This is a genomic window from Kribbella pratensis (assembly GCF_004365355.1).
In the GTDB taxonomy this organism is placed as follows: Bacteria; Actinomycetota; Actinomycetes; order Propionibacteriales; family Kribbellaceae; genus Kribbella.
Genome location: NZ_SODP01000001.1, coordinates 1,319,857 through 1,338,307, shown reverse-complemented (window position 1 = coordinate 1,338,307; position 18,451 = coordinate 1,319,857). Strand labels below are relative to the sequence as shown.

At 69.0% G+C, this 18,451-nt stretch carries 20 protein-coding genes, 1 tRNA gene and 1 riboswitch; of the genes, 4 read left to right on the top strand and 17 right to left on the bottom strand.

Annotation, left to right across the window (positions count from 1 at the left end; all coding sequences use genetic code 11):
• Positions 1-15: 15 nt before the first annotated feature.
• The 15 genes from EV653_RS06255 to EV653_RS06185 form a co-directional block, all read right to left on the bottom strand.
• A tRNA-Ser gene (locus EV653_RS06255) sits at positions 16-87 on the bottom strand.
• 37 nt (positions 88-124) lie between these two features.
• Positions 125-442, bottom strand: a complete 318-nt coding sequence (locus EV653_RS06250) for a helix-turn-helix domain-containing protein (RefSeq protein WP_134098810.1) — start codon at positions 440-442, stop codon at positions 125-127.
• A complete protein-coding gene (locus EV653_RS06245) occupies positions 439-615 on the bottom strand; it encodes a type II toxin-antitoxin system RelE/ParE family toxin (RefSeq protein ID WP_202871494.1) in 177 nt (58 codons plus the stop codon). The genes EV653_RS06250 and EV653_RS06245 overlap by 4 nt, the downstream gene beginning before the upstream one ends.
• 53 nt (positions 616-668) lie before the next feature.
• Complete coding sequence (locus EV653_RS06240; protein WP_134098806.1) at positions 669-1,967, bottom strand: serine hydrolase domain-containing protein; 1,299 nt, start codon at positions 1,965-1,967, stop codon at positions 669-671.
• Positions 1,967-4,798: an aminomethyl-transferring glycine dehydrogenase gene (gene gcvP / locus EV653_RS06235; protein WP_134098803.1), complete on the bottom strand. Its 2,832-nt coding sequence runs from the start codon at positions 4,796-4,798 to the stop codon at positions 1,967-1,969. The genes EV653_RS06240 and gcvP overlap by 1 nt, the downstream gene beginning before the upstream one ends.
• Positions 4,799-4,886: 88 nt before the next feature.
• Positions 4,887-4,976: riboswitch (glycine riboswitch) on the bottom strand.
• 15 nt (positions 4,977-4,991) lie between these two features.
• On the bottom strand, positions 4,992-5,885 hold the full coding sequence (locus EV653_RS06230; RefSeq protein ID WP_134098801.1) for a dihydrodipicolinate synthase family protein: 894 nt from the start codon (positions 5,883-5,885) through the stop codon (positions 4,992-4,994).
• 26 nt (positions 5,886-5,911) lie between these two features.
• On the bottom strand, positions 5,912-6,418 hold the full coding sequence (locus tag EV653_RS06225) for a MerR family transcriptional regulator (RefSeq protein ID WP_233714804.1): 507 nt from the start codon (positions 6,416-6,418) through the stop codon (positions 5,912-5,914).
• Positions 6,419-6,735: 317 nt separating this feature from the next.
• Complete coding sequence (locus tag EV653_RS06220) at positions 6,736-7,227, bottom strand: bifunctional nuclease family protein (RefSeq protein WP_134098799.1); 492 nt, start codon at positions 7,225-7,227, stop codon at positions 6,736-6,738.
• Positions 7,228-7,287: 60 nt separating this feature from the next.
• Positions 7,288-8,010, bottom strand: a complete 723-nt coding sequence (gene ftsR / locus EV653_RS06215) for a transcriptional regulator FtsR (protein WP_134098797.1) — start codon at positions 8,008-8,010, stop codon at positions 7,288-7,290.
• On the bottom strand, positions 7,997-8,533 hold the full coding sequence (locus EV653_RS06210; protein ID WP_134098795.1) for an FHA domain-containing protein: 537 nt from the start codon (positions 8,531-8,533) through the stop codon (positions 7,997-7,999). The genes ftsR and EV653_RS06210 overlap by 14 nt, the downstream gene beginning before the upstream one ends.
• A gap of 126 nt (positions 8,534-8,659) precedes the next feature.
• Positions 8,660-9,043, bottom strand: a complete 384-nt coding sequence (gene gcvH, locus EV653_RS06205) for a glycine cleavage system protein GcvH (RefSeq protein WP_134098793.1) — start codon at positions 9,041-9,043, stop codon at positions 8,660-8,662.
• A gap of 30 nt (positions 9,044-9,073) precedes the next feature.
• Positions 9,074-10,024, bottom strand: coding sequence for a DUF881 domain-containing protein (locus EV653_RS06200; RefSeq protein WP_134098791.1), 951 nt, complete (start codon positions 10,022-10,024; stop codon positions 9,074-9,076).
• Position 10,025: 1 nt separating this feature from the next.
• Positions 10,026-10,358 carry a small basic family protein gene (locus tag EV653_RS06195; RefSeq protein ID WP_130379362.1) on the bottom strand — a complete coding sequence of 111 codons (333 nt, stop codon included), beginning with the start codon at positions 10,356-10,358 and terminating at the stop codon, positions 10,026-10,028.
• Positions 10,355-11,176 (bottom strand): DUF881 domain-containing protein, encoded by an 822-nt coding sequence (locus tag EV653_RS06190; RefSeq protein ID WP_238159595.1) that lies wholly within the window; start codon positions 11,174-11,176, stop codon positions 10,355-10,357. The genes EV653_RS06195 and EV653_RS06190 overlap by 4 nt, the downstream gene beginning before the upstream one ends.
• Before the next feature lie 31 nt (positions 11,177-11,207).
• A complete protein-coding gene (locus tag EV653_RS06185; RefSeq protein WP_134098789.1) occupies positions 11,208-11,804 on the bottom strand; it encodes a CDP-alcohol phosphatidyltransferase family protein in 597 nt (198 codons plus the stop codon).
• 199 nt (positions 11,805-12,003) lie between these two features.
• Here EV653_RS06185 and EV653_RS06180 point away from each other — a divergent pair, with 199 nt between their 5' ends.
• Together EV653_RS06180 and EV653_RS06175 are read left to right on the top strand one after the other, a co-directional pair.
• Positions 12,004-12,372 (top strand): YciI family protein, encoded by a 369-nt coding sequence (locus tag EV653_RS06180; RefSeq protein ID WP_134098787.1) that lies wholly within the window; start codon positions 12,004-12,006, stop codon positions 12,370-12,372.
• Positions 12,369-13,565, top strand: coding sequence for an RNA polymerase sigma factor (locus tag EV653_RS06175; protein WP_134098785.1), 1,197 nt, complete (start codon positions 12,369-12,371; stop codon positions 13,563-13,565). Before EV653_RS06180 ends, EV653_RS06175 begins: the two co-directional genes overlap by 4 nt.
• Here EV653_RS06175 and EV653_RS06170 read toward each other — a convergent pair.
• Entirely contained in the window at positions 13,540-14,304 is a 765-nt protein-coding gene (locus EV653_RS06170) for a class I SAM-dependent methyltransferase (protein ID WP_166679298.1), read from the bottom strand. The genes EV653_RS06175 and EV653_RS06170 overlap by 26 nt on opposite strands.
• 193 nt (positions 14,305-14,497) lie before the next feature.
• On the opposite strand from EV653_RS06170, the gene EV653_RS06165 reads away from it, so the two are divergent.
• Together EV653_RS06165 and EV653_RS06160 are read left to right on the top strand one after the other, a co-directional pair.
• Positions 14,498-16,714 (top strand): glycoside hydrolase domain-containing protein, encoded by a 2,217-nt coding sequence (locus EV653_RS06165; RefSeq protein WP_134098781.1) that lies wholly within the window; start codon positions 14,498-14,500, stop codon positions 16,712-16,714.
• Complete coding sequence (locus EV653_RS06160; RefSeq protein ID WP_134098779.1) at positions 16,711-18,021, top strand: glycosyltransferase; 1,311 nt, start codon at positions 16,711-16,713, stop codon at positions 18,019-18,021. Before EV653_RS06165 ends, EV653_RS06160 begins: the two co-directional genes overlap by 4 nt.
• A gap of 9 nt (positions 18,022-18,030) precedes the next feature.
• On the opposite strand, the gene EV653_RS06155 is transcribed toward EV653_RS06160, so the two are convergent.
• Entirely contained in the window at positions 18,031-18,417 is a 387-nt protein-coding gene (locus tag EV653_RS06155; RefSeq protein ID WP_134098777.1) for a VOC family protein, read from the bottom strand.
• Positions 18,418-18,451: the final 34 nt, after the last annotated feature.

Here is an 18,451-nt window from a genome sequence, read left to right as displayed (position 1 = left end):
CCGTTTCCAGCAGAGACATGGAGGCAGGACTCGAACCTGCGCCCTCCCGGTAAGCAGCCGGGTGATCTACCCCTGATCTACTCCATGCAATGCATCACAGCCTAACCGCCCAACGGGGTTCTCGTCAGGCGATCGCGGCGATGTCGCCATCGTCGAAATAGATTGCCTGATGCAACCGACCGCCGAGCGCAGCCGCGTAGCGGAGGAGGACCTCCTGCCCTGAGATCTTGCCTTGCTCGATTTGCGAGACCCGGCCCTTGGTGACGCCCATCCGCTCGGCGACCTGAGCTTGAGTCAGACCGCGAGCGCGCCGGATCTCCGCCAGGCGGTGTCCTTGGACCTCCGCCAGGAGCTCCTGCTTGCCGGCCGCGACAGCATCCTCGCCACCGGCACGCGCGACCTCCCGACCACGGATGTCTCGCCAGCTCACGTACCCGCTCACCGATCGCCCTCCTCGTCAGCCTGTCGTTGCTTCAGGTAGATCTCGTAACGGTGCTCCGCGAGCGGAATCGCCTCGTCGTACCAAGCCTTCCACCGACCGGCCTTGTCCCCTGCGACCAGCAAGATGCTCGCTCGCCACGGATCGAACGCGAATAGACGACGTAGATCTCCCACTCGTGCATCGCCATGCCCGAAGTAGAGCAAACGGTAAACCCGCCTGATCGGCGTCAGCCACCGTACGGGGTTCTGGTCAGGACGAACGTCGCGACGTTGAGATGGCTGATTTCACCGCCGTCGCGGATGACGTGCAGTTTTTCGCCTGCCAGGTAGCCGTCGCGGCCCTGGTAGAGGTCGGGGGCCAGCGGGGACAGGCGCGTGGTGAGGCCGCCGCTGAGCTGCAGAATGCCCGCGGAGACAGAGATCGTGAGCGGCGTGTTGCCCCAGTACCAATGGCCGAGCAGATCGGTGCCTTGGGCAAGCGTCGGCTCCGGCACCCACTCCTGCGCGAGCGGCGGCTCGTACGCGGCGAGGATACGGACCAGGTCAGGCGCCAGCGAGGCAACCCGCCCGTACGTCGCGTTGCCGAGCGTCACCGCTCCGATCCGGCGTACGCGGTCGACGAACAGCCCCGCGAGGAACCCGGGCATCGAGCCGGTGTGACCGATCAGCAGGTGCGGGTCGTCCGCGATCAACCGCAGACCAAGGCCGTACGACGCCGTCAGCCCTTCCCGCGGATCCGACGCGACCGGAGCCGCCATCTCCTCGACCGATTCCCGGCTCAACACCTCAGGCACGGGATCGATCCAGAACGACGCGTACCGGGCCAGGTCCTCGATCGTGCTCCACAACTGCCCGGCCGGAGCCATCGCGCCGGAGTCGTACGCCGGCTCCGGCACGAGCTGGCCGCTGAACGGATGGACCGAGAACCCCTCCGCGGCGGGGGCCTCCGGGAAGTACGTCGTACGGCGCATCTCCAACGGCGCGAGGATGCGCTCCTGTGTCAACTCCCACCACGACGACCCGCGCAACCGCGCCACGATCTCGCCGAGCAGGCCGCACCCCAGGTTGGAGTAGTGATGCCGGCGATCCGCGGGACCAACCGCCTGCGACTCGTCCATCGCCGCCGTCAGCTGGTCGAACGAGACGCCCGGATTCCGTTCCCACCAAGGGCCTTCGGGTTCGGCGTTCATCCCGCCGCTGTGCGCGAGCAACTGCCGAACCGTCCGGTCCCCGAACGCGATCCCCGGCAGATGCTTGCCCACAGCATCATTCAGCGACAGCAACCCGTCGTCGCGGCACTGCAGCACCAGGATCGCCGTCAACGTCTTGGTAATCGACCCGATCCGGTACTGCACATCCGCCCCCGGCAACCCCCCGCCCGCCGAGGCGAACCGCCCGCGCGCGCCGGTCCACACCAGCGCTCCGTCCCGGATCACGCCACCGTTCACCGACGGCAACTTTCCTTCGCTCTGAGCCGCCGCGATCTCGGCGTACAGAGCAGCGGCGGTGTCAGAACGCAGGGACATTACTCAAAAGCCTCCGGGGCCGGGCAGGAGCAGATCAGATTGCGGTCGCCGTAGGCGCCGTCGATGCGGCGGACCGGCGGCCAGTACTTCGAGGCGCGGTCCACCGAGCGGGGGAACGCAGCATCCTCGCGAGTGTAAGCGTGCTCCCACTTGTCGTTGATGACCGACTCGGCGGTGTGCGGCGCGTTCACCAGCGGGTTGTCCGCGGCCGGCCACTCGCCCGCCGCGACCCGGTCGATCTCGTGCCGGATCGCGATCATCGCGTCACAGAAGCGGTCCAGCTCGTCCAGGTCCTCGGACTCGGTCGGCTCGACCATCAGCGTGCCCGCGACCGGGAACGACATCGTCGGCGCGTGGAAGCCGTAGTCGATCAGCCGCTTCGCGACGTCGTCGACGCTGATCCCGGTCTCCTTGGTCATCGGCCGCAGGTCCAGGATGCACTCGTGCGCGACCAGGCCGTTCTCGCCCGTGTAGAGGACCGGGAACGCGCCTTCGAGCCGCTTCGCGACGTAGTTCGCGCTCAGTACCGCGGTCTTGGTCGCCGCGGTCAGCCCCTCGGCGCCCATCATCCGGATGTACGCCCACGAGATCGCGAGCACGCCCGCGGATCCGAACGGCGCCGCGCTGATCGGGCCGACGCCGGACTCGGGACCGGCCTGGTCGAGCAGCGGGTGGTTCGGCAGGTACGGCGCCAGGTGCGCCGCGACACCGACCGGTCCGACACCCGGACCGCCACCGCCGTGCGGGATGCAGAACGTCTTGTGCAGGTTCAGGTGGCTGACGTCGCCGCCGAACTCGCCGGGCTTCGCCAGCCCCAGGAGTGCGTTCAGGTTCGCGCCGTCGACGTACACCTGACCGCCGTGCTCGTGGACGATCGAGCAGACCTCGCGGACGCTCTCCTCGTAGACACCGTGTGTCGACGGGTAGGTGATCATGATCGCCGCCAGCTTCGACGCGTGCTCGGAAGCCTTGGCCCGCAGGTCGTCCAGGTCGATCGTGCCGTCGTCGTTGCCCTTGACAACGACCACCTTCATACCGGCCATCACGGCCGAGGCGGCGTTGGTGCCGTGCGCGGACGCCGGGATCAGACAGACGTTCCGATCGAGATCGCCCTGGGCCCGGTGGTACCCGCGGATCGCGAGCAGACCGGCGAGCTCACCCTGCGAGCCCGCGTTCGGCTGGATCGACACCTTCGCGTAGCCGGTGACCTCGGCGAGCCAGCGCTCGAGCTGACCGATCAGCGTCACGTAGCCGGCAGCGTCCTCGATCGGCGCGAACGGGTGCAGGTCCGAGAACTCCGGCCAGGTGACCGGCTCCATCTCGGTGGTCGCGTTCAGCTTCATCGTGCAGGACCCGAGCGGGATCATCCCGCGGTCGAGCGCGTAGTCCTTGTCGGACAGCTTGCGCAGGTACCGCAGCATTGCCGTCTCGGACCGGTGGGTGTTGAACACCGGGTGCGTCAGGTACTCCGTCGTCCGCGGTACTGCGATCGCAGCGGCGCCGAGCGTGTCGTCGTACTGCACGCCGAAGGACTGGCAGACGCGGGCGAGGGTCGCGGCATCGGTCTTCTCGTCGCAGGAGATGCCGACGTGGTCCGCGTCGACGAGCCGCAGCCAGATCCCGTTCTGCCGGGCGGCGTCGACCACGTCAGCGGCCTGACCCGGCACGCGGGCGAGCACCGTGTCGAAGAAGTCGTCGTGCACGACCTCGACCCCGCCTGTCCGCAGTGACGCGGCGAGCTTGCCGGCGTAGTTGTGCACGCGGTCGGCGATCGCCTTCAGGCCGTCCGGCCCGTGGTACACGGCGTACATCGAGGCAACGACGGCCAGCAGGACCTGCGCCGTACAGATGTTCGAGGTGGCCTTCTCGCGGCGGATGTGCTGCTCACGGGTCTGCAGTGCCAGCCGGTACGCCGGGGCGCCGTCGGCGTCGACCGATACGCCGACGAGACGACCGGGCAGCGACCTCTCGAGACCGGACCGCACGGACATGAAGCCCGCGTGCGGACCGCCGTAGAACAGCGGTACGCCGAAGCGCTGCGAGGAACCGATGACGATATCGGCGCCGGCCTCACCCGGGGCCTCGAGCAACGTCAGTGCGAGCAGATCCGAGGCGACGGCAACCAAGGTGTCGCGCTCGTGCGCCGCCTCGATCAGCGGCTTGAGGTCGCGGACGGCGCCGTTGGAGCCCGGGTACTGCACGAGGAGCCCGAAGAAGTCGCCCTCCGGCAGGCCCTCGGTGGTGTCGGCGACGACGACCTCGATGCCGAGTGCCTCGGCCCGAGTCTGTACGACGGCAACGGTCTGGGCGAAGCAGTCGGCGTCCACCAGGAAGCGGTCCGATTTGCTCTTCTTGTTCGACCGGTGCGCCAGCGTCATCGCCTCGGCGGCCGCGGTGCCCTCGTCGAGCAGCGACGCGTTCGCGGTCGGCAGACCGGTCAGGTCGGACACAACGGTCTGGAAGTTCAGCAGCGCCTCGAGGCGGCCCTGGGAGATCTCGGGCTGGTACGGCGTGTAGGCGGTGTACCAGGCCGGGTTCTCGACCAGTCGTCGGACGATGACCGACGGTGTGAACGTGCCGTAGTACCCCTGGCCGATCATCGAGGTCGCGACGTTGTTGCGGGCCGCGAGCTGGCGGAGCTCGGTCAGCGCGTCGACCTCGGAGGCCGGCTCAGGCAGCCGGAGCGGCTCGGCCGACCGGATCGAGTCCGGTACGGCGGCATCGACCAGTGCGTCGACGTCGGCGTACCCGAGCAGCTGCACCATGCGTGCGACCTCGTCCGGGCGTGGCCCGATGTGGCGGTCGGCAAAGATTGCGGACAGTTCGGTCATCAGAGGCTCCGTTGCTGACAATGCTTCCGGTCGCCTCCCCCTCTGTCACCCGCAGTGCTGAGGTCAGCAACTGGCGCTCCAGAGTCGCCTGTGGCACTCGGTCCATGGGCCTGAGAGGTTCCGGGGAGGAATTGCCCCTTCGGCGCCCGATGACACGGGTCTCTCCCGAGTGCTGTGTGCGGCTGAAACGAGGCTACCAGGAATCCTGGAACAGTTCGGGCAGCAGTCGCCGGGCGGCGGGCCTGGCCGCCTCGACCTGCTCCGCGGTCGCCGACTGCATCGGCCAGCGAACCCGGGTGCCGACGTCGGCCCAGTCCCCCACCGCGGCCAGGAACTTGTCCAGCGCCGGGTTCGACAGCCCGATCTTCTGCAGCGGCGCGACATGCGCCGCGAAGAACTCAGCGATCCGGCGCTCGACATCCAGATCATGCGCGGTCCGTACGGCGCCGGTGGGCGACAGCGCGGCGACGTTCGAGTAGCTCCCGTGCGCACCGAGTAACGACATACTCGCCAGGAAGTGCCCCGGCACGAAGATGGCCAACCCCGACTCGGTCGCCTCGTCGAACCATGCTTTGTTGCCGCCCGCAGTCTTCAGCCCGATCAGACTCGGCACCGCCTCGGCGAGTTCACACAGCTGCAGCGGCGGCACAGCCGTCTTCGCGTGCGGCGGGTTGTACAGGACGAGCGGCACCTCCCCCGCGACGTCTGCGACGCGCTGGAGGAAGGCCAACAGCTCACGAGCATTCAGCGGAAGCCAGTCGGGCACGATCACCTGAATCGCTCCAGGCGCCAGCTTCGCCGCCCGCTCAACCCGGGACAGCTGCACCTGCGCCGACGGATGACTGGCCCCGAGCTGGAACGGTTTACCCGCCGCGGCAAGCATCGAGTTGATCCGGTCGAACTCGTCCTCGGTCAGCGTCTGGAACTCCCCCGCCGTCCCGTGGGCGTACAGACCGTCCACCTCGGAGGACGCGAGTACGGCGACCTGGGCCTCGAGCCGGGCGAAGTCGATCGAGTCGTCAGCGTTGAGCGGCAGCAACAAAGTCGCCCACACACCGCGGAGCGAGTCAGCAGTGAGTGGGCGCACAGGGTAAATCTAGGGGCAGGACCTGGTCAGCCGGTCATCCGCGCACGACGGCGGGCGGCGAGCTCGTCGCCGGCGTGGCCGTCGGAGTCGCCTTCGTCGTGACCGTCGGCACGCTCCGTGGGCAGCTCGGAGAGCGAGCCCTCGACCTCGCGCCAGACGCCGCCGAGCGCGATACCGAAGACGCCCTGGCCGCCGGCCAGCAGATCGATCACCTCGTCGGGCGACGAGCACATGTACACCGAGGCGCCGTCGCTCATCAGCGTGATCTGGGTCAGGTCGTCGAACCCGCGCTTGCTCAGGTGTGCGATCGCGGTCCGGATCTGCTGCAGCGAGATCCCGGCGTCGAGCAGCCGCTTGATCACCTTCAGCAACAGAACGTCACGGAAGCCGTACAACCGCTGTGTCCCGGAGCCGGTCGCCGGGCGAACCGACGGCGAGACCAGACCGGTCCGCGCCCAGTAGTCGAGCTGCCGGTAGGTGATCCCGGCCGCGGCGCAGGCCGTCGGGCCGCGGAACCCGACATCCTCCGGCATCGGCCGCAGGTCGTCGTCGAACAACAGACCCTGGACGCCGGCGGTGGCCGTAGCAGCTGCCACAGCCTCGGCGTGCGCGTCGGACGTCGACTGCGCCGTCAGATCCGTGTCGCCGGTGCGTGTCACGCCTGAGCCTCCCTGGATACCGACTGGAACGAGCCATCTCCGTGGAGTGACAGCACCCCACGACTCCTTCACGGTAAGCCGCCGCCCCAACCGGGTCAACGACAACCGCACCGAGCCGGGAGCGTGTCGCGACCGCCGTACGAATCGTTACCAAGCCGCTCTTGTACCACTCGGGGCCAAAACCCCGGGTGTCAGCTCTTGTCGAAGTCCTCCGGAGTCACCTGATCGAGGAACTCCCGGAACCGCTCGACCTCCTCTTCCTCCACCACCTCGTCGTCGGCCTCCTCGCTCTCCGGGACCGGGATCCCGGCCTCGGCCAGGATCTCCTCCGCGCAGAACACCGGGGTGCCGGTCCGCAGCGCGAGCGCGATCGAGTCCGACGGACGTGCGGAGATCTCGGTCTTGTCGTCGAAGACCAGGATCGCCTCGAACACCCCGTCGTTCAGGTTGACGATCCGGACCTGGCTGAGCGTGTGCCCGAGCACCCGGATGGTCTCCGCGAACAGGTCGTGGGTCAACGGCCTGGGCGGCTCCATGCCCTGCTGGGCGAACGCGATCGCGCTGGCCTCTGCGGCCCCGATCCAGATCGGCAGGTACCGCTCTCCGCCGACCTCTTTCAGCAGCACGATCGGCTGACTCGAGGGCATCTCAACCCGGACTCCGACCACGTCGACTTCGCGCACACCTTCAGCCTACTCCGCGGGGAAGCCCCGAGGTGCCCCGGCGGTTGGCTGTGGACTCCGCTACGGACGCGGCAGGCGGGATCGGACGAGTGCGGTGTGCAACCGGACGGTCAGGGCGGCCAGCTCCGCGGTCTGTTCGGTACGGCGCGGGCCGGTGACCTGCTCGATCAGCCCGACCTCCCGATCGGCCGCCGTACGGAACGCACGCAGGTGCCGGGGCTCGAGCCCGTACCCGGCCAGTTCCGCGGCGACCTGGGCGATCACGATCGCGTCGCCCGTGTAGTGGTTGCCGCTGGCCACCACCAGGCCGTGGCTCTCCAGCTCACCGAGCAACTCCGCGGAGACACCGGCGGCGGCCCGCAGCTCGTCCCGGGTCAAGCGCAGCTCGGTGCCCGAGGCACCGAAACCGGCGAAGTCCTCGGCGACCGGCTGACCGGGGGTCTGCGGCAACGAGCTCGGCGCGACCGGTGGACCCGCGGCGGCCGGACGCAGGCCGCGGTCGATCGCGCCGAGATGTTCCTTGATCACCTTCAGCGGCAGGTACTGGTCGCGTTGCGCGGTCAGCACGTAGCGCAGCCGCTCGACGTCGGCGGCACTGAACTTGCGGTACCCCGACGCCGTGCGGGCAGGCGTCACCAGTCCCTCGGCCTCGAGGAACCGGATCTTGGAGATCGTGACGTCGGCGAACTCGGCCTGCAGCAGCTGCAGCACCTGACCGATGCCACGACCGTCCGCCGGCCCTCCGGCCGTGGAATCAGCGGCGCTCGGATCAGGCCTGGCCACTGGCGTAGTACACCAGCCGGTACTTGCCGATCTGGACCTCGTCGCCGTTGTTGAGCTGGACCTCGTCGATCCGGTCACGGTTGACGTACGTGCCGTTGAGGCTGCCGACGTCGCGGACCTTCACGCCGTACGGGTCGCGGCGGAACTCCGCGTGCCGGCGGGACACGGTGACGTCGTCGAGGAAGATGTCGCTGTCCGGGTGGCGTCCCGCGGTGACGACGTCGACGTCGAGCAGGAACCGGCTGCCCGCGTTCGGGCCGCGCTGGACGATCAGCAGAGCCGACCCGGCCGGCAGCGCGCCGACAGCGGCCTCGTCGTCGGCGGACAGCGGCTCACCGGTCTGCTCCGGCTCCGGCTCGGCGCCGATCGGCGTCAGCATCGCGGTGTCGGTGACGCCCGGTGTCGGCTGAGGGGTCGCCGGTGCTGCCGCCGGGCGGTCGGCGCCAGGCAGCATCGCTCCGCACTGCGAGCAGAACCGGCTGCCCTCGGAGTTCTCGTGCCCGCACTGGTTGCAGAACGGCATGCTGTGATCCTCCCGATCGCCGGGTGGCCGGCGACGTTTTCGATAGACCCCGTATGAACAGTGTGACGTGCTGGAACAAGATGAGAGGCCTCAACCCTCGACCAGCGGTTGAGGCCCCAAAACCTATCAGCTCTGGTCGAGCTGACCCTGATAGGCATCGGCGTCCATCAGCGCGGCGACTTCAGCCGCGTCCTCGACCTCGATGTCGAGCAGCCAGCCCTCGCCGTACGGGTCGCTGTTCACCAGGTCCGGCTGGTCGGCGAGTGCCTCGTTCACCGCGGTGACGGTGCCGTTCACCGGGGCGAACAGGTCGCTCACGCTCTTGGTCGACTCCAGCTCACCACAGGCGTCGCCGGCCCGCACCGTGCTGCCGACCTCGGGCAGCTGCACGTACACGATGTCGCCGAGCTGGTCCTGCGCGAAGTCGGTGATGCCGACCCGCACCGGTCCGTCGCTGCCGGCCTTCAGCCACTCGTGCTCGGCTGTGTACTTCAGGTCTTCGGGGTACACCTTCGTTCCTCTTTCACTCAAGGACAACAGCTACTTGGTCGGGCTGGCCGCCGGGCGAGCGTAACTATGCTCCTCCGGGGCGTGCAAGGCGGACACGAGGACCGTCGGCAGCTCGTTGACCTCCGCCGTTCCGCCTACCTGTGGACCGGTCACCTCGCTGACCAGGCCGCCGGGGAAGTTGGCCGCCTCGGCCAGGTTGTGCGACTCCCCGATCGCCTCGATCACGTACGGCGAGTTGACCTTCTGACCGTCGATCAGGATCCCCGGCGGGTCGTCCACGAAGTCGGTGCTGGCGACCACCCGGACCGACCCGTTGATCTGGATCGCCTCGGCGCCGGCGTCACGGAGCTCCTCGATCGCGTCCAGCAGGTTGCTCGAGGTCATCTTGCCCTGCGGGTCGTTCAGCGTGATCCGGACACCTGGACCTGTCGCGGGCAGCGTACCGGCCAGGATGCCGAGAGTGCGGACCTGGGCCTCGGCCTGCTCGCGCGCCGTCTGGGCCTTGTCCGCGCTCGAGGACAGCGAGTTCTTCCGCTCCTCCAGATCGGCGATCTCACCCTCCAGCCGGCGGGTGTTCTGGCCGAGGCCGTCCAGGATCGCGATCAGGTCCTCGCGGCGGGCGTTCTGGTAGCCGTCGTCGGCCCGGTTCACCCGCACCTGGACCACGGCCACACAGGCGACCAGCGCCAGCACGACGGCCACGATCGCCTGGCCGCGGGACGGCTTGAACCCGGCCTTGAGCCGCCGCAGCGCCAGGTTCGGCGTCTTCGGCTTGGGCATCGGGGTCGGCGTCACCGGCCGCGGCGAGTCGACAGGCTCCGGCTTCGCCGCCTGCTCGGGCTTGGCCGCCTGCTCGGGCTTGGCCGCCTGCTCGGGCTTGGCCGCCTGCTCGGGCTTCGCCGCCTGCTCAGGCTTCGGCGCCTGCTCAGGCTTCGCCGGCTGCTCAGGCTTGTCGGGCTTGCCGGGTTTGTCGTCAGCCATGTCAGGCCCGGAAGATGTGGCGCCGGATGGCGGCCATGTTGGTGAAGATGCGGATCCCGAGGACGACGACCACGCCGGTCGACAACTGCGAGCCGACGCCGAGCTGGTCGCCCAGGTACACGATCAGGGCCGCGATCAGCACGTTCGAGACGAACGACACGACGAACACCTTGTCGTCGAAGATCCCGTCCAGGAACGCCCGGAGCGCGCCGAACACCGCGTCGAGCGCGGCCACGACCGCGATCGGCAGGTAGGGCTGGGCCCAGTCCGGCACATCAGGCGCGACCAGCAGACCGACCACGACGCCGATCACCAGTCCGAGTACGGCGATCATCTCGATCCCACTTTCGCGTAGCGCAACGCGATGGTCGCATCGGCCGGCACCAGCAAGGAGTCCTCCGTCGTGATCGTCATCCGGACATCGAAGTTGCTCACCAGGTACTGCACCCAGCGGCCGCCCGAGCTCTGCGCGAACCGGGCCGGCATGGTCGCCGTATCCCCGATCGCGAGCACCGTGTACGGCGGGGTCAGCGAGCTGTAGTCGACCGTGATCGCACTGCCCGCGCCGCGGATCGCGGTCAGCGAGGTGATCCGGTGACCGTTCACCGAGACTGCCTCCGCGCCGGACGTCCACAGTCCGTTGACCAGTTGCTGCAGGTCGACGTCGAGCAACCGGCCCTCTTTGGAGTCGGCGTTCTTCGCATCGTCGATGACTGCCTTGAGCCCGGGGCCGGCGACCGAGATCGCCCCGGTCTGCAGCTCCAGGTCGTCGAGCTTCTGCTCCAGCGCCGCGCCGGTGCTGTCGTTGCTCAGTCCGCTCGCCTGCAACCGGCGTACCTCGTCGGCGAGGTCGGACTGGTGGTTGCGCAGGCCGGTCAGCCGGGAGTCGGCCTGGTTGATCCGGTCGATCAGCTCGCTGCGCTGCTTCTCGGCCTCCGGCGCGCTGCGGTAGTTCTGCGAGGCGGCGATCGCGAGCAGGAAGCCGAGCACGACCGTGGCCGCCACGAGCATGATCCGGTGCCGGGAGCGGAGCGCCTTGGCGCCGTCCTTCGGGCGGGTCCGGGCGGCGACGGCGTACCCCTCATCGATCGGGTGTGCCATCAGGTTGTTGAGCAGCGACATCGACGCGTCGACGCGCCGGGGCTTCTGCACCGGTTGCTGGGGGGCTTGCTGTATCACGGGTCTACCCGGCCGCGTCCTTGATCGGCTTCACCGTCTGGACGAGGTGTCGCAGCTGCGCGAAGTACAGCGCGCCGGCCCAGTAGTACAGACCGGTTCCCCAGATCGCGAACGCCCAGCCGAACACGCGGGCGAGCAGGTTGAGGGTGGAATCGCCGTCGCCGAGCAGGAGCAGCGGGAACGCGTACAGCAGGCAGAACGTGGCGGACTTGCCGAGGAAGTGCACCGGCAGCGCGTTGAAGCCGCGGCGGTGGAGGGCCGGCAGGGTCAGCATCAGCAGCACGTCCCGCAGCGGCAGCGCGATCGCCAGCCACCACGGGATGATGTCGCGCAGCGCCAGGCCGACGACGGTCGCGAAGATGTACAGCCGGTCGGCCACCGGGTCGAGCATCTGGCCCAGCCGGCTGGTCTGGTTCATCCGGCGGGCGATCTGGCCGTCGGCCCAGTCGGTGAACCCGGAGATCGCCAGCACCAGCAGCGCCCAGCCGTCCTCCTTCGGGCCGAGCACCAGCCACAGGAAGAGCGGCACACCCAGCAACCTCAGGAAGCTGAGCGCGTTGGGGATCGTCAAAACCCGGTCGGACACTTCCAAGTCCGGCACGCGACCCCTCCCTCTCTCACCCGGATACCGCTCGTAACTCTACTGGGGCACCCTGACAGGTTTACGTCCGGCCATGCCGGGGCATGCCCCGACTTTCCCCTCATCACCAGAACGCGGCCGACCGGCTGCCGCTATGGCTGGTGCGAACCGGTGACCCGATCGATACCCGAGAGTGATCCTTGGAACGGGAGGGCTGACCATGAAGTTCTTGGTGCTGATCTATGGGAACCCGGAGTCGCGGGCCGTCTGGGACGCGCTGTCCGACGAGCAGAAGAAAGAAGGCATGGCGGGGTACGCCGGCCTGCACGAGGCGCTCGCGGCGAGCGGGGAGCTGATCGCGTCGGAGTCGCTGGACGACCCGGGGCTGACCAAGCAGGTGCTGGTTCGCGACGGCAAGCCGATGACGACCGACGGACCGTTCGCCGAGGTGAAGGAGCAGTTGGCCGGCTTCTACCTGCTGGACTGTGACTCGATGGACCGCGCGGTGGAGATCGTCGCGCAGATCCCGGAGGCTCCGTTCAGTGTCGTGGAGGTCCGTCCGGTCCGTGACCTCGGCGCGTTCATGTGATCGAGGAGCTGCTGCGGGAGCAGGCGCCGCAGGTGCTGGCCGCGCTGGTCCGCCGGTACGGCGACTTCGACGCGTGCGAGGACGCCGTACAAGAGGCTCTGCTCGCCGCGTCGCTGCAGTGGCCGGGTGAGGGTGTTCCGGCGAATCCGCGCAGCTGGCTGATCACGGTCGCGTCGCGGCGGCGGATCGAAGTACTGCGGAGTGAGGCGGCGCGGACGCGGCGGGAAGAGGCGGTCGCCGTCGCGCCGGACGCGGAGCCCTCCTCGTCGGTCGACGACTCGCTGACCCTGCTGATGCTGTGCTGCCACCCGGCGCTGACGTCGCAGTCGCAGGTCGCGCTCACGCTGCGCGCGGTCGGCGGGCTGACCACCGGCGAGATCGCCCGGGCGTTTCTGGTGCCGGAGGCAACGATCGGGCAGCGGATCAGTCGTGCGAAGGCGAAGCTCCAGGGCGCGCGGTTCGCGATGCCGCCGGCGTCGGAGCAGCCCGAGCGGCTGGCCGCCGTACTGCATGTGCTGTATCTGATCTTCAACGAGGGCTACACGGCGTCGTCCGGTCCGTCGCTGCACCGCGTCGAGCTGAGCGCCGAGGCGATCCGGCTGACCCGTCAGTTGCGGGCGCTGCTCGCGGCCGAGGGCGAGGTGGCCGGGCTGCTCGCGTTGATGTTGCTGACGGACGCGCGCCGGCCGGCGCGGACGACGGCGGACGGGGCGCTGGTACCGTTGCCGGAACAGGACCGGACGTTGTGGGATACCCAGGCGATTGCCGAGGGCACCGAGTTGATCACGTCGACGCTGCAGTCGGCGCCGGTCGGGCCATACCAGTTGCAGGCGGCGATCGCCGCGGTCCACGACTCGGCGGCACGCGCCGAGGACACGGACTGGCGCGAGATCCTGATGCTGTACGAACTCCTCGAGTCGACCGCGCCTGGCCCGATGGTGACACTGAACCGGATCGTCGCGGTTGCCATGGTGCACGGCCCGGCCGCCGGCTTGGCGCAGCTTGATGATGTGGATGCCGCTTTGCAGGGACATCATCGGCTGGATGCTGTTCGGGCTCACCTGCTGGAGCTGGCCGGCGATGAGGTTGCCGCGCGACAGGCGTATGAGCTTGCTGCGCGGCTCACGCAGAGTCTTCCCGAGCAGCGCTACCTGCAGGCGCGCGCCGCTAAGCTCTCGGCCGACCCCAGCTGAGCTCGGCCTCGATCTTCAGCTCCAGTACGCCGTCCTTCGCGTACGGGCGGACGGCTTCCTCGACGGCCGCGTCGAAATCGGCGGCTTCCTCGGGAGTCATCAGATCCCGCGCCAGACTCGACGTCGAGTGGAACTGCTCCACGTAGTCGGCGACCTTCTGGTGATAGGTGACGGGCGCCGTCCGCACCGTCCCGTTGAGCTCGAGCAGGTCGCGATCGCGGATCGCCTCGACGACGCTGTACTTCGGGTCGTGGTCCTTCTTCCGCGAGTGCCGCTGGATCGCGCGGACGACTCCGTCCCACCACGGCATCTCGACAGGCCCGTGCTCGATGACGACGAGCTGCGCGTTCGGGGTCAGATGCGGGACGATCCGCGCGAACGTGTCCTCCCACGGCATCCAGTGGATGCTCGCGCCGGCCGTCACCAGTGCGTACGGGCCGTCGAGCTCGGCGCTCTCGATCGCGTTGACCTGCCAGGTGATGTTCGGATGGTCGCCGCCGGAACGCTGCTTGCCGGCTTCGACCATCGGCGCGGAGAAGTCGATCGCGTCGACGTGCTCGACCCGCGGGGCGAGCGGCCGGGCGATCGCGCCCTCTCCGGCGCCGATGTCGAGCACGCGGCGCGGCTCGTCGGTGATCAGGGCCAGGAGCCGATCGAACACCTCGTCCGGGTACGGCGGCCGGTGCTGATAGGCCTCCGCTACCGCTTCCTGCTGGAACGTCGCCGCAAGCTCAGTCATGCGTCGGAGCCTAGTCCGGGCTGACAGGCGGCTCACCGGTTTCTGCTGCCAGCCGACGGGCCACCCGCTCGGGCGAGACAGGCTGTGCACGACCAGCCCGCTCGTAACCTGCCCGTTTCCTTCGAACACACCGCTGAAACATGCGCTTCCTACCTTGAGAGTCCACGTCAGCCGCGCGAGGCGGTGAGGCCCGATGTATGAGTACGTCGACCCGTTCATCGGGACCGGCGCCACCGACCTGCCCACGCCCAAGGGCCTGGCCGCGACCTGGTGGTGGCCCAAGCCGCAAGTCGGCAACACCCACCCGGGTGCCACGCACCCGTTCGGGATGGTGTCAGCCTGCCCGTACTCCGGGGCCTACCCGACCGGGTACGGCCTGTACGACTTCAACACCGAGGGCGTGCCCGACCTGTTGTACGACCGGCCGGTCGCGTCCGGCTTCACCCACTTCCAGCAGTCCGGCACCGGCGCGATCCGCAAGTACTACAACTACTTCCGGGTCACGCCGATGCTCGGCCCGCTCGATGACCTGGGCACGACGTGGGACCTGCTGGACGAGGTGGCCGAGCCCGGCTACTACGCGGCGACGCTGAGCTCGGGAGTGCGTTGCGAAGTCACGGTCGGCCCGAAGTCGGCCGTCCACCGGTACACCTTCCCGGCGCACGACGCCGCCCGGATCGTCATCGACGCCTCGACCGGCGGCCTCGCGATCCCGCACAGCCAGACCGTGCCGCTGAAGGCGCACCTGGCGATGCTGGAGCCGGGGGTCGCTCAGGGCGAGATCCATGTCGAGGGAGTGCCGCTGGCCGTGCACCTGGAGGTCGACGCCCCCGGCTGGCGGCAGTTGCTGTGGTACGACCGGCGCCTGATGCCCGGCGGCACCCGTCTCGACTTCGACTACATCCGGCCGACCACACTGCGGCCGTTCGGGCTGATCTTCATCGGCCCCTCGCGCGCCGAGCAGACCGTCGAGGTGCGCCTGGGGTTCTCCCTGCGGGGCTGTGAGACGGCCCGCGACAACCTGCACAGAGACATCAGCCGCACCCAGGCCACCTTCTCCGGGCGGCGCGACGACACGGCAGCTACCTGGCGCGACCACCTCGGCAAGATTGCGATCAACGCCGAGTCCGATGACCAGGCGACGGTTTTCGGCACCGCGCTCTACCACTCGCTGGTGAAGCCGTGTTTCGCCCCGGACGAGAGCCCGTGGACGACCGAGGGCCCGTACGCGTTCGACATCTGCACGATGTGGGACATCTACCGCACCCAACTGCCGCTGATGACCACGCTGTTCCCCGAGCGCTCGGTCGCGCTGGCCGGTGCACTGCTGTCGATCTGCGAGCAGGAGGGCAACCTGCCGATCGGCTACCGGATGGCCAAGGGCGCCGACCGGTTCTCCCGGCAGGGCAGCGCGCTCGCGCACACCTTCCTGGCCGACCTGTGCCACCTGGATCTGCCTGGTATCGACTGGGACTGGGCCATGGTGCACCTGGAGATGGACCTGCGCCGGACGTACGGCGAGGACTACCTGGTGCACGGCGTGGCACACCCGATCAGCCACACCCTCGACCTGGCGTACGCCTATCACTGCACCGCGGCGATCGCCCACAAGGTGCGTGACCGGCCGCTGGCCCGGCAGATGCGCGACCTCGCCCAAGGCTGGCGCGCGGCGTACGACCCGGGCACCGGACTGCTGCGCGACTCGACGTTCTACGAGGGCGGCCGGTGGAACTACTCCTTCCGGTTGCTGCACGACATGCGCGCCCGGATCGCGCTCGCCGGCGGCGACGAGGCGTTCATCGGACTGCTCGACCGGTTCTTCGGGTACGACGCCTCACCGGTCACCCAGCCGGGGGTGGCGCCGAGCGTGGCCGAGATGGAGGCCGGGTACGACCTGTGCCGGTTCGAGGGGTTGAACAACGAACCGGACTACGAGGCGCCATGGTCCTACCACTACGCCGGACGGCCAGACCGAACTGCTGAGGTGGTGCATGCCGCGATCGCCAACCAGTTCGGCATCGGCCGGGGCGGGCTGCCGGGTAACGACGACTCCGGCGGGCTGTCGGCGTGGTATGTGTGGGCGACGCTCGGTCTGTTCCCTGTGGCTGGGCAGAACCTGTTCCTGGTGAGCGCGCCGGCCGTGGCGGAGTCGACGACCCGGCTGCCGGAGGGCGAGCTGTCTATCACCACAACAGGATTCGAGCCGGTCGAGGCCGGCGGACCGGTCTCCTACGTCCAGTCCATCGCGGTGGACGGCAAGACCCTCGAACGCCCCTGGATCTCCGGCCGCGAGCTGCGGCACATCCGCAACCTGCACATCGAGCTCGGCCCGCAGCCGTCCGGCTGGGGCACTCGGATCAGGCCACCATCCACATCCGATCCGCTGCACGCCACTGGAGGTGAGACATGAGCATCGCCGACGACACGCTCGTCCCGTCCGCACCAACCCGTCGCCTGGTCATTGTCGTCCGCGCCGACCCGGTGATCTGCGGGCACTCCGGTGAGGCACGATGCCTCGCCGAGGTGGCCCTCACCCGCGGGTTCGACGACGTCCGGATCGTGACCTGGCCCCTGGACGCGCTGGAGGCGGCCGGGCTGCCGTTGAAGCCATTCGATCGCGTCCTTCCGTACAGCCCTGGCATCACCGTCGAGCGGCCCGATCCAGTGGGCGATTACCGGGTGCCGGACGGGCGCTACCTGTCCGGGCTCATCGGGCGGCTGGTCGAGCTGTTCAGCGACGGAGTGCCGACAGTGGCGATGTCGCTCTACCTGAGCCCGCACGCGATCGCCGTACACGAGGCAGTCCAGGTGGCGCGCCGGATCGGACCCGCACGCGTCATCACTGTGGCCGAGGCAGTGGGCTCCGATATCACCAACGTGGTGCGCGAGTGCGTGAACACCGGCCGGTTCGGGGCGGCCGCGCACATCCTCTCGGTCTACCTGGCGGCCGACCACTGCGTGGCGGTGTCGTCGTACACCAAGGAGCTGATCGTGGCCTCGGCGGCGACCATCGACGGCATGCACGGCACGACGTTCGCGCAGCAGTGCCGTGAGCGGATCGCCATCTCCTATCCGGCGGTCGACTCCTGGTCCTACCTTTCGCTCACCGATGACGGGATCGCCGAAACTCTTGGCCGGCGCGGACTTTCGCGAGACGGGTACGTGCTGTTCCTCTCCCGGATCGCTTCGGCGAAGGGGGTCGACGACCTGATCGCCGCCTACGCCGGGTCGCGGTCGGCCGAGCGGGTGCAGCTCGTCCTTGCCGGGCGCGGGCCGCAGGAGGACGAGGTGATGGCACAGGTGGCGGCAGCGGGGCTGGGCGATCGGGTGCGGGTGCTGACCGACGTGGACGACGCGGAGAAGCCGGCGCTGATGGCCGGGAGCGCGGCGTTCGTGCTGCCGACGCGTGAGCAGCCGGAGTTCGTGGAGACGTTCGGGATCGCTCTGGTCGAGAAGGCTCTCGCCGGCGGCGGGCCGATCATCACCTGCGCGACAGGCGGCGTACCCGAGGCGGTCGGTGATACGGCCCTGCTCGTGCCGCAACGTGACCCGGCCACACTGCGGCGCGTGCTTGACGAGGTCGTGTGCGACTGGACCCACGAGCAGCGGGCGGACGCCGAGCAGCGCGCGCGGGCGTACGCGTTGCAGTTCGACCGGGCAGCGGTGTTCGACCGCCTCTTCGCGCTCGCCGCGCCTCCAGCCGTCCCCGTCGCTTGAGCTGACCGCTTACTGCCTACCCCAAACAGTCGCGTGCTGCTCGAAGTACTCCGGATCGCTGTGCATCGGGATGACGCAGAACAGATGACCGCCGGGGGCTTTGAGCGTGTGACAGCCCTGCCAGCTGGCGATCTCCACCGCGCCGAGCTCGGTCAGCCGGGCGACCTCGGCGGGGACGTCGTCGGTCTCGATGTCGAGGTGGTACCGCGGCTCGTCGTCGACGGACTGGATTGCGGCGACGTACCCGGGGATCGCGTTGTGCAGGCTGATGAACTGCGGCTCCCCCTCCGGCGACGACGTCCGTACGCCGAGCGCCTCGGACCAGAACGTCGTGGCGGCGTCGACCTCATCCCGCCGTACGTCGATGAGGAACGTGGAGACTCGGCTGCGATGCATGCGGATCAATCTAGTTCCGGACGTGGGTCGTCCG

Bases quoted from the DNA above. Each gene is read 5' to 3' on its own strand.
- EV653_RS06240 (WP_134098806.1), bottom strand. From the start codon at position 1,967: ATGTCCCTGCGTTCTGACACCGCCGCTGCTCTGTACGCCGAGATCGCG.
- gcvP (WP_134098803.1), bottom strand. From the start codon at position 4,798: ATGACCGAACTGTCCGCAATCTTTGCCGACCGCCACATCGGGCCACGC.
- EV653_RS06225 (WP_233714804.1), bottom strand. From the start codon at position 6,418: ATGCCGGAGGATGTCGGGTTCCGCGGCCCGACGGCCTGCGCCGCGGCC.
- EV653_RS06210 (WP_134098795.1), bottom strand. From the start codon at position 8,533: ATGCCGTTCTGCAACCAGTGCGGGCACGAGAACTCCGAGGGCAGCCGG.
- EV653_RS06200 (WP_134098791.1), bottom strand. From the start codon at position 10,024: ATGGCTGACGACAAACCCGGCAAGCCCGACAAGCCTGAGCAGCCGGCG.
- EV653_RS06195 (WP_130379362.1), bottom strand. From the start codon at position 10,358: ATGATCGCCGTACTCGGACTGGTGATCGGCGTCGTGGTCGGTCTGCTG.
- EV653_RS06180 (WP_134098787.1), top strand. From the start codon at position 12,004: ATGAAGTTCTTGGTGCTGATCTATGGGAACCCGGAGTCGCGGGCCGTC.
- EV653_RS06170 (WP_166679298.1), bottom strand. From the start codon at position 14,304: ATGACTGAGCTTGCGGCGACGTTCCAGCAGGAAGCGGTAGCGGAGGCC.
- EV653_RS06165 (WP_134098781.1), top strand. From the start codon at position 14,498: ATGTATGAGTACGTCGACCCGTTCATCGGGACCGGCGCCACCGACCTG.
- EV653_RS06160 (WP_134098779.1), top strand. From the start codon at position 16,711: ATGAGCATCGCCGACGACACGCTCGTCCCGTCCGCACCAACCCGTCGC.
- EV653_RS06155 (WP_134098777.1), bottom strand. From the start codon at position 18,417: ATGCATCGCAGCCGAGTCTCCACGTTCCTCATCGACGTACGGCGGGAT.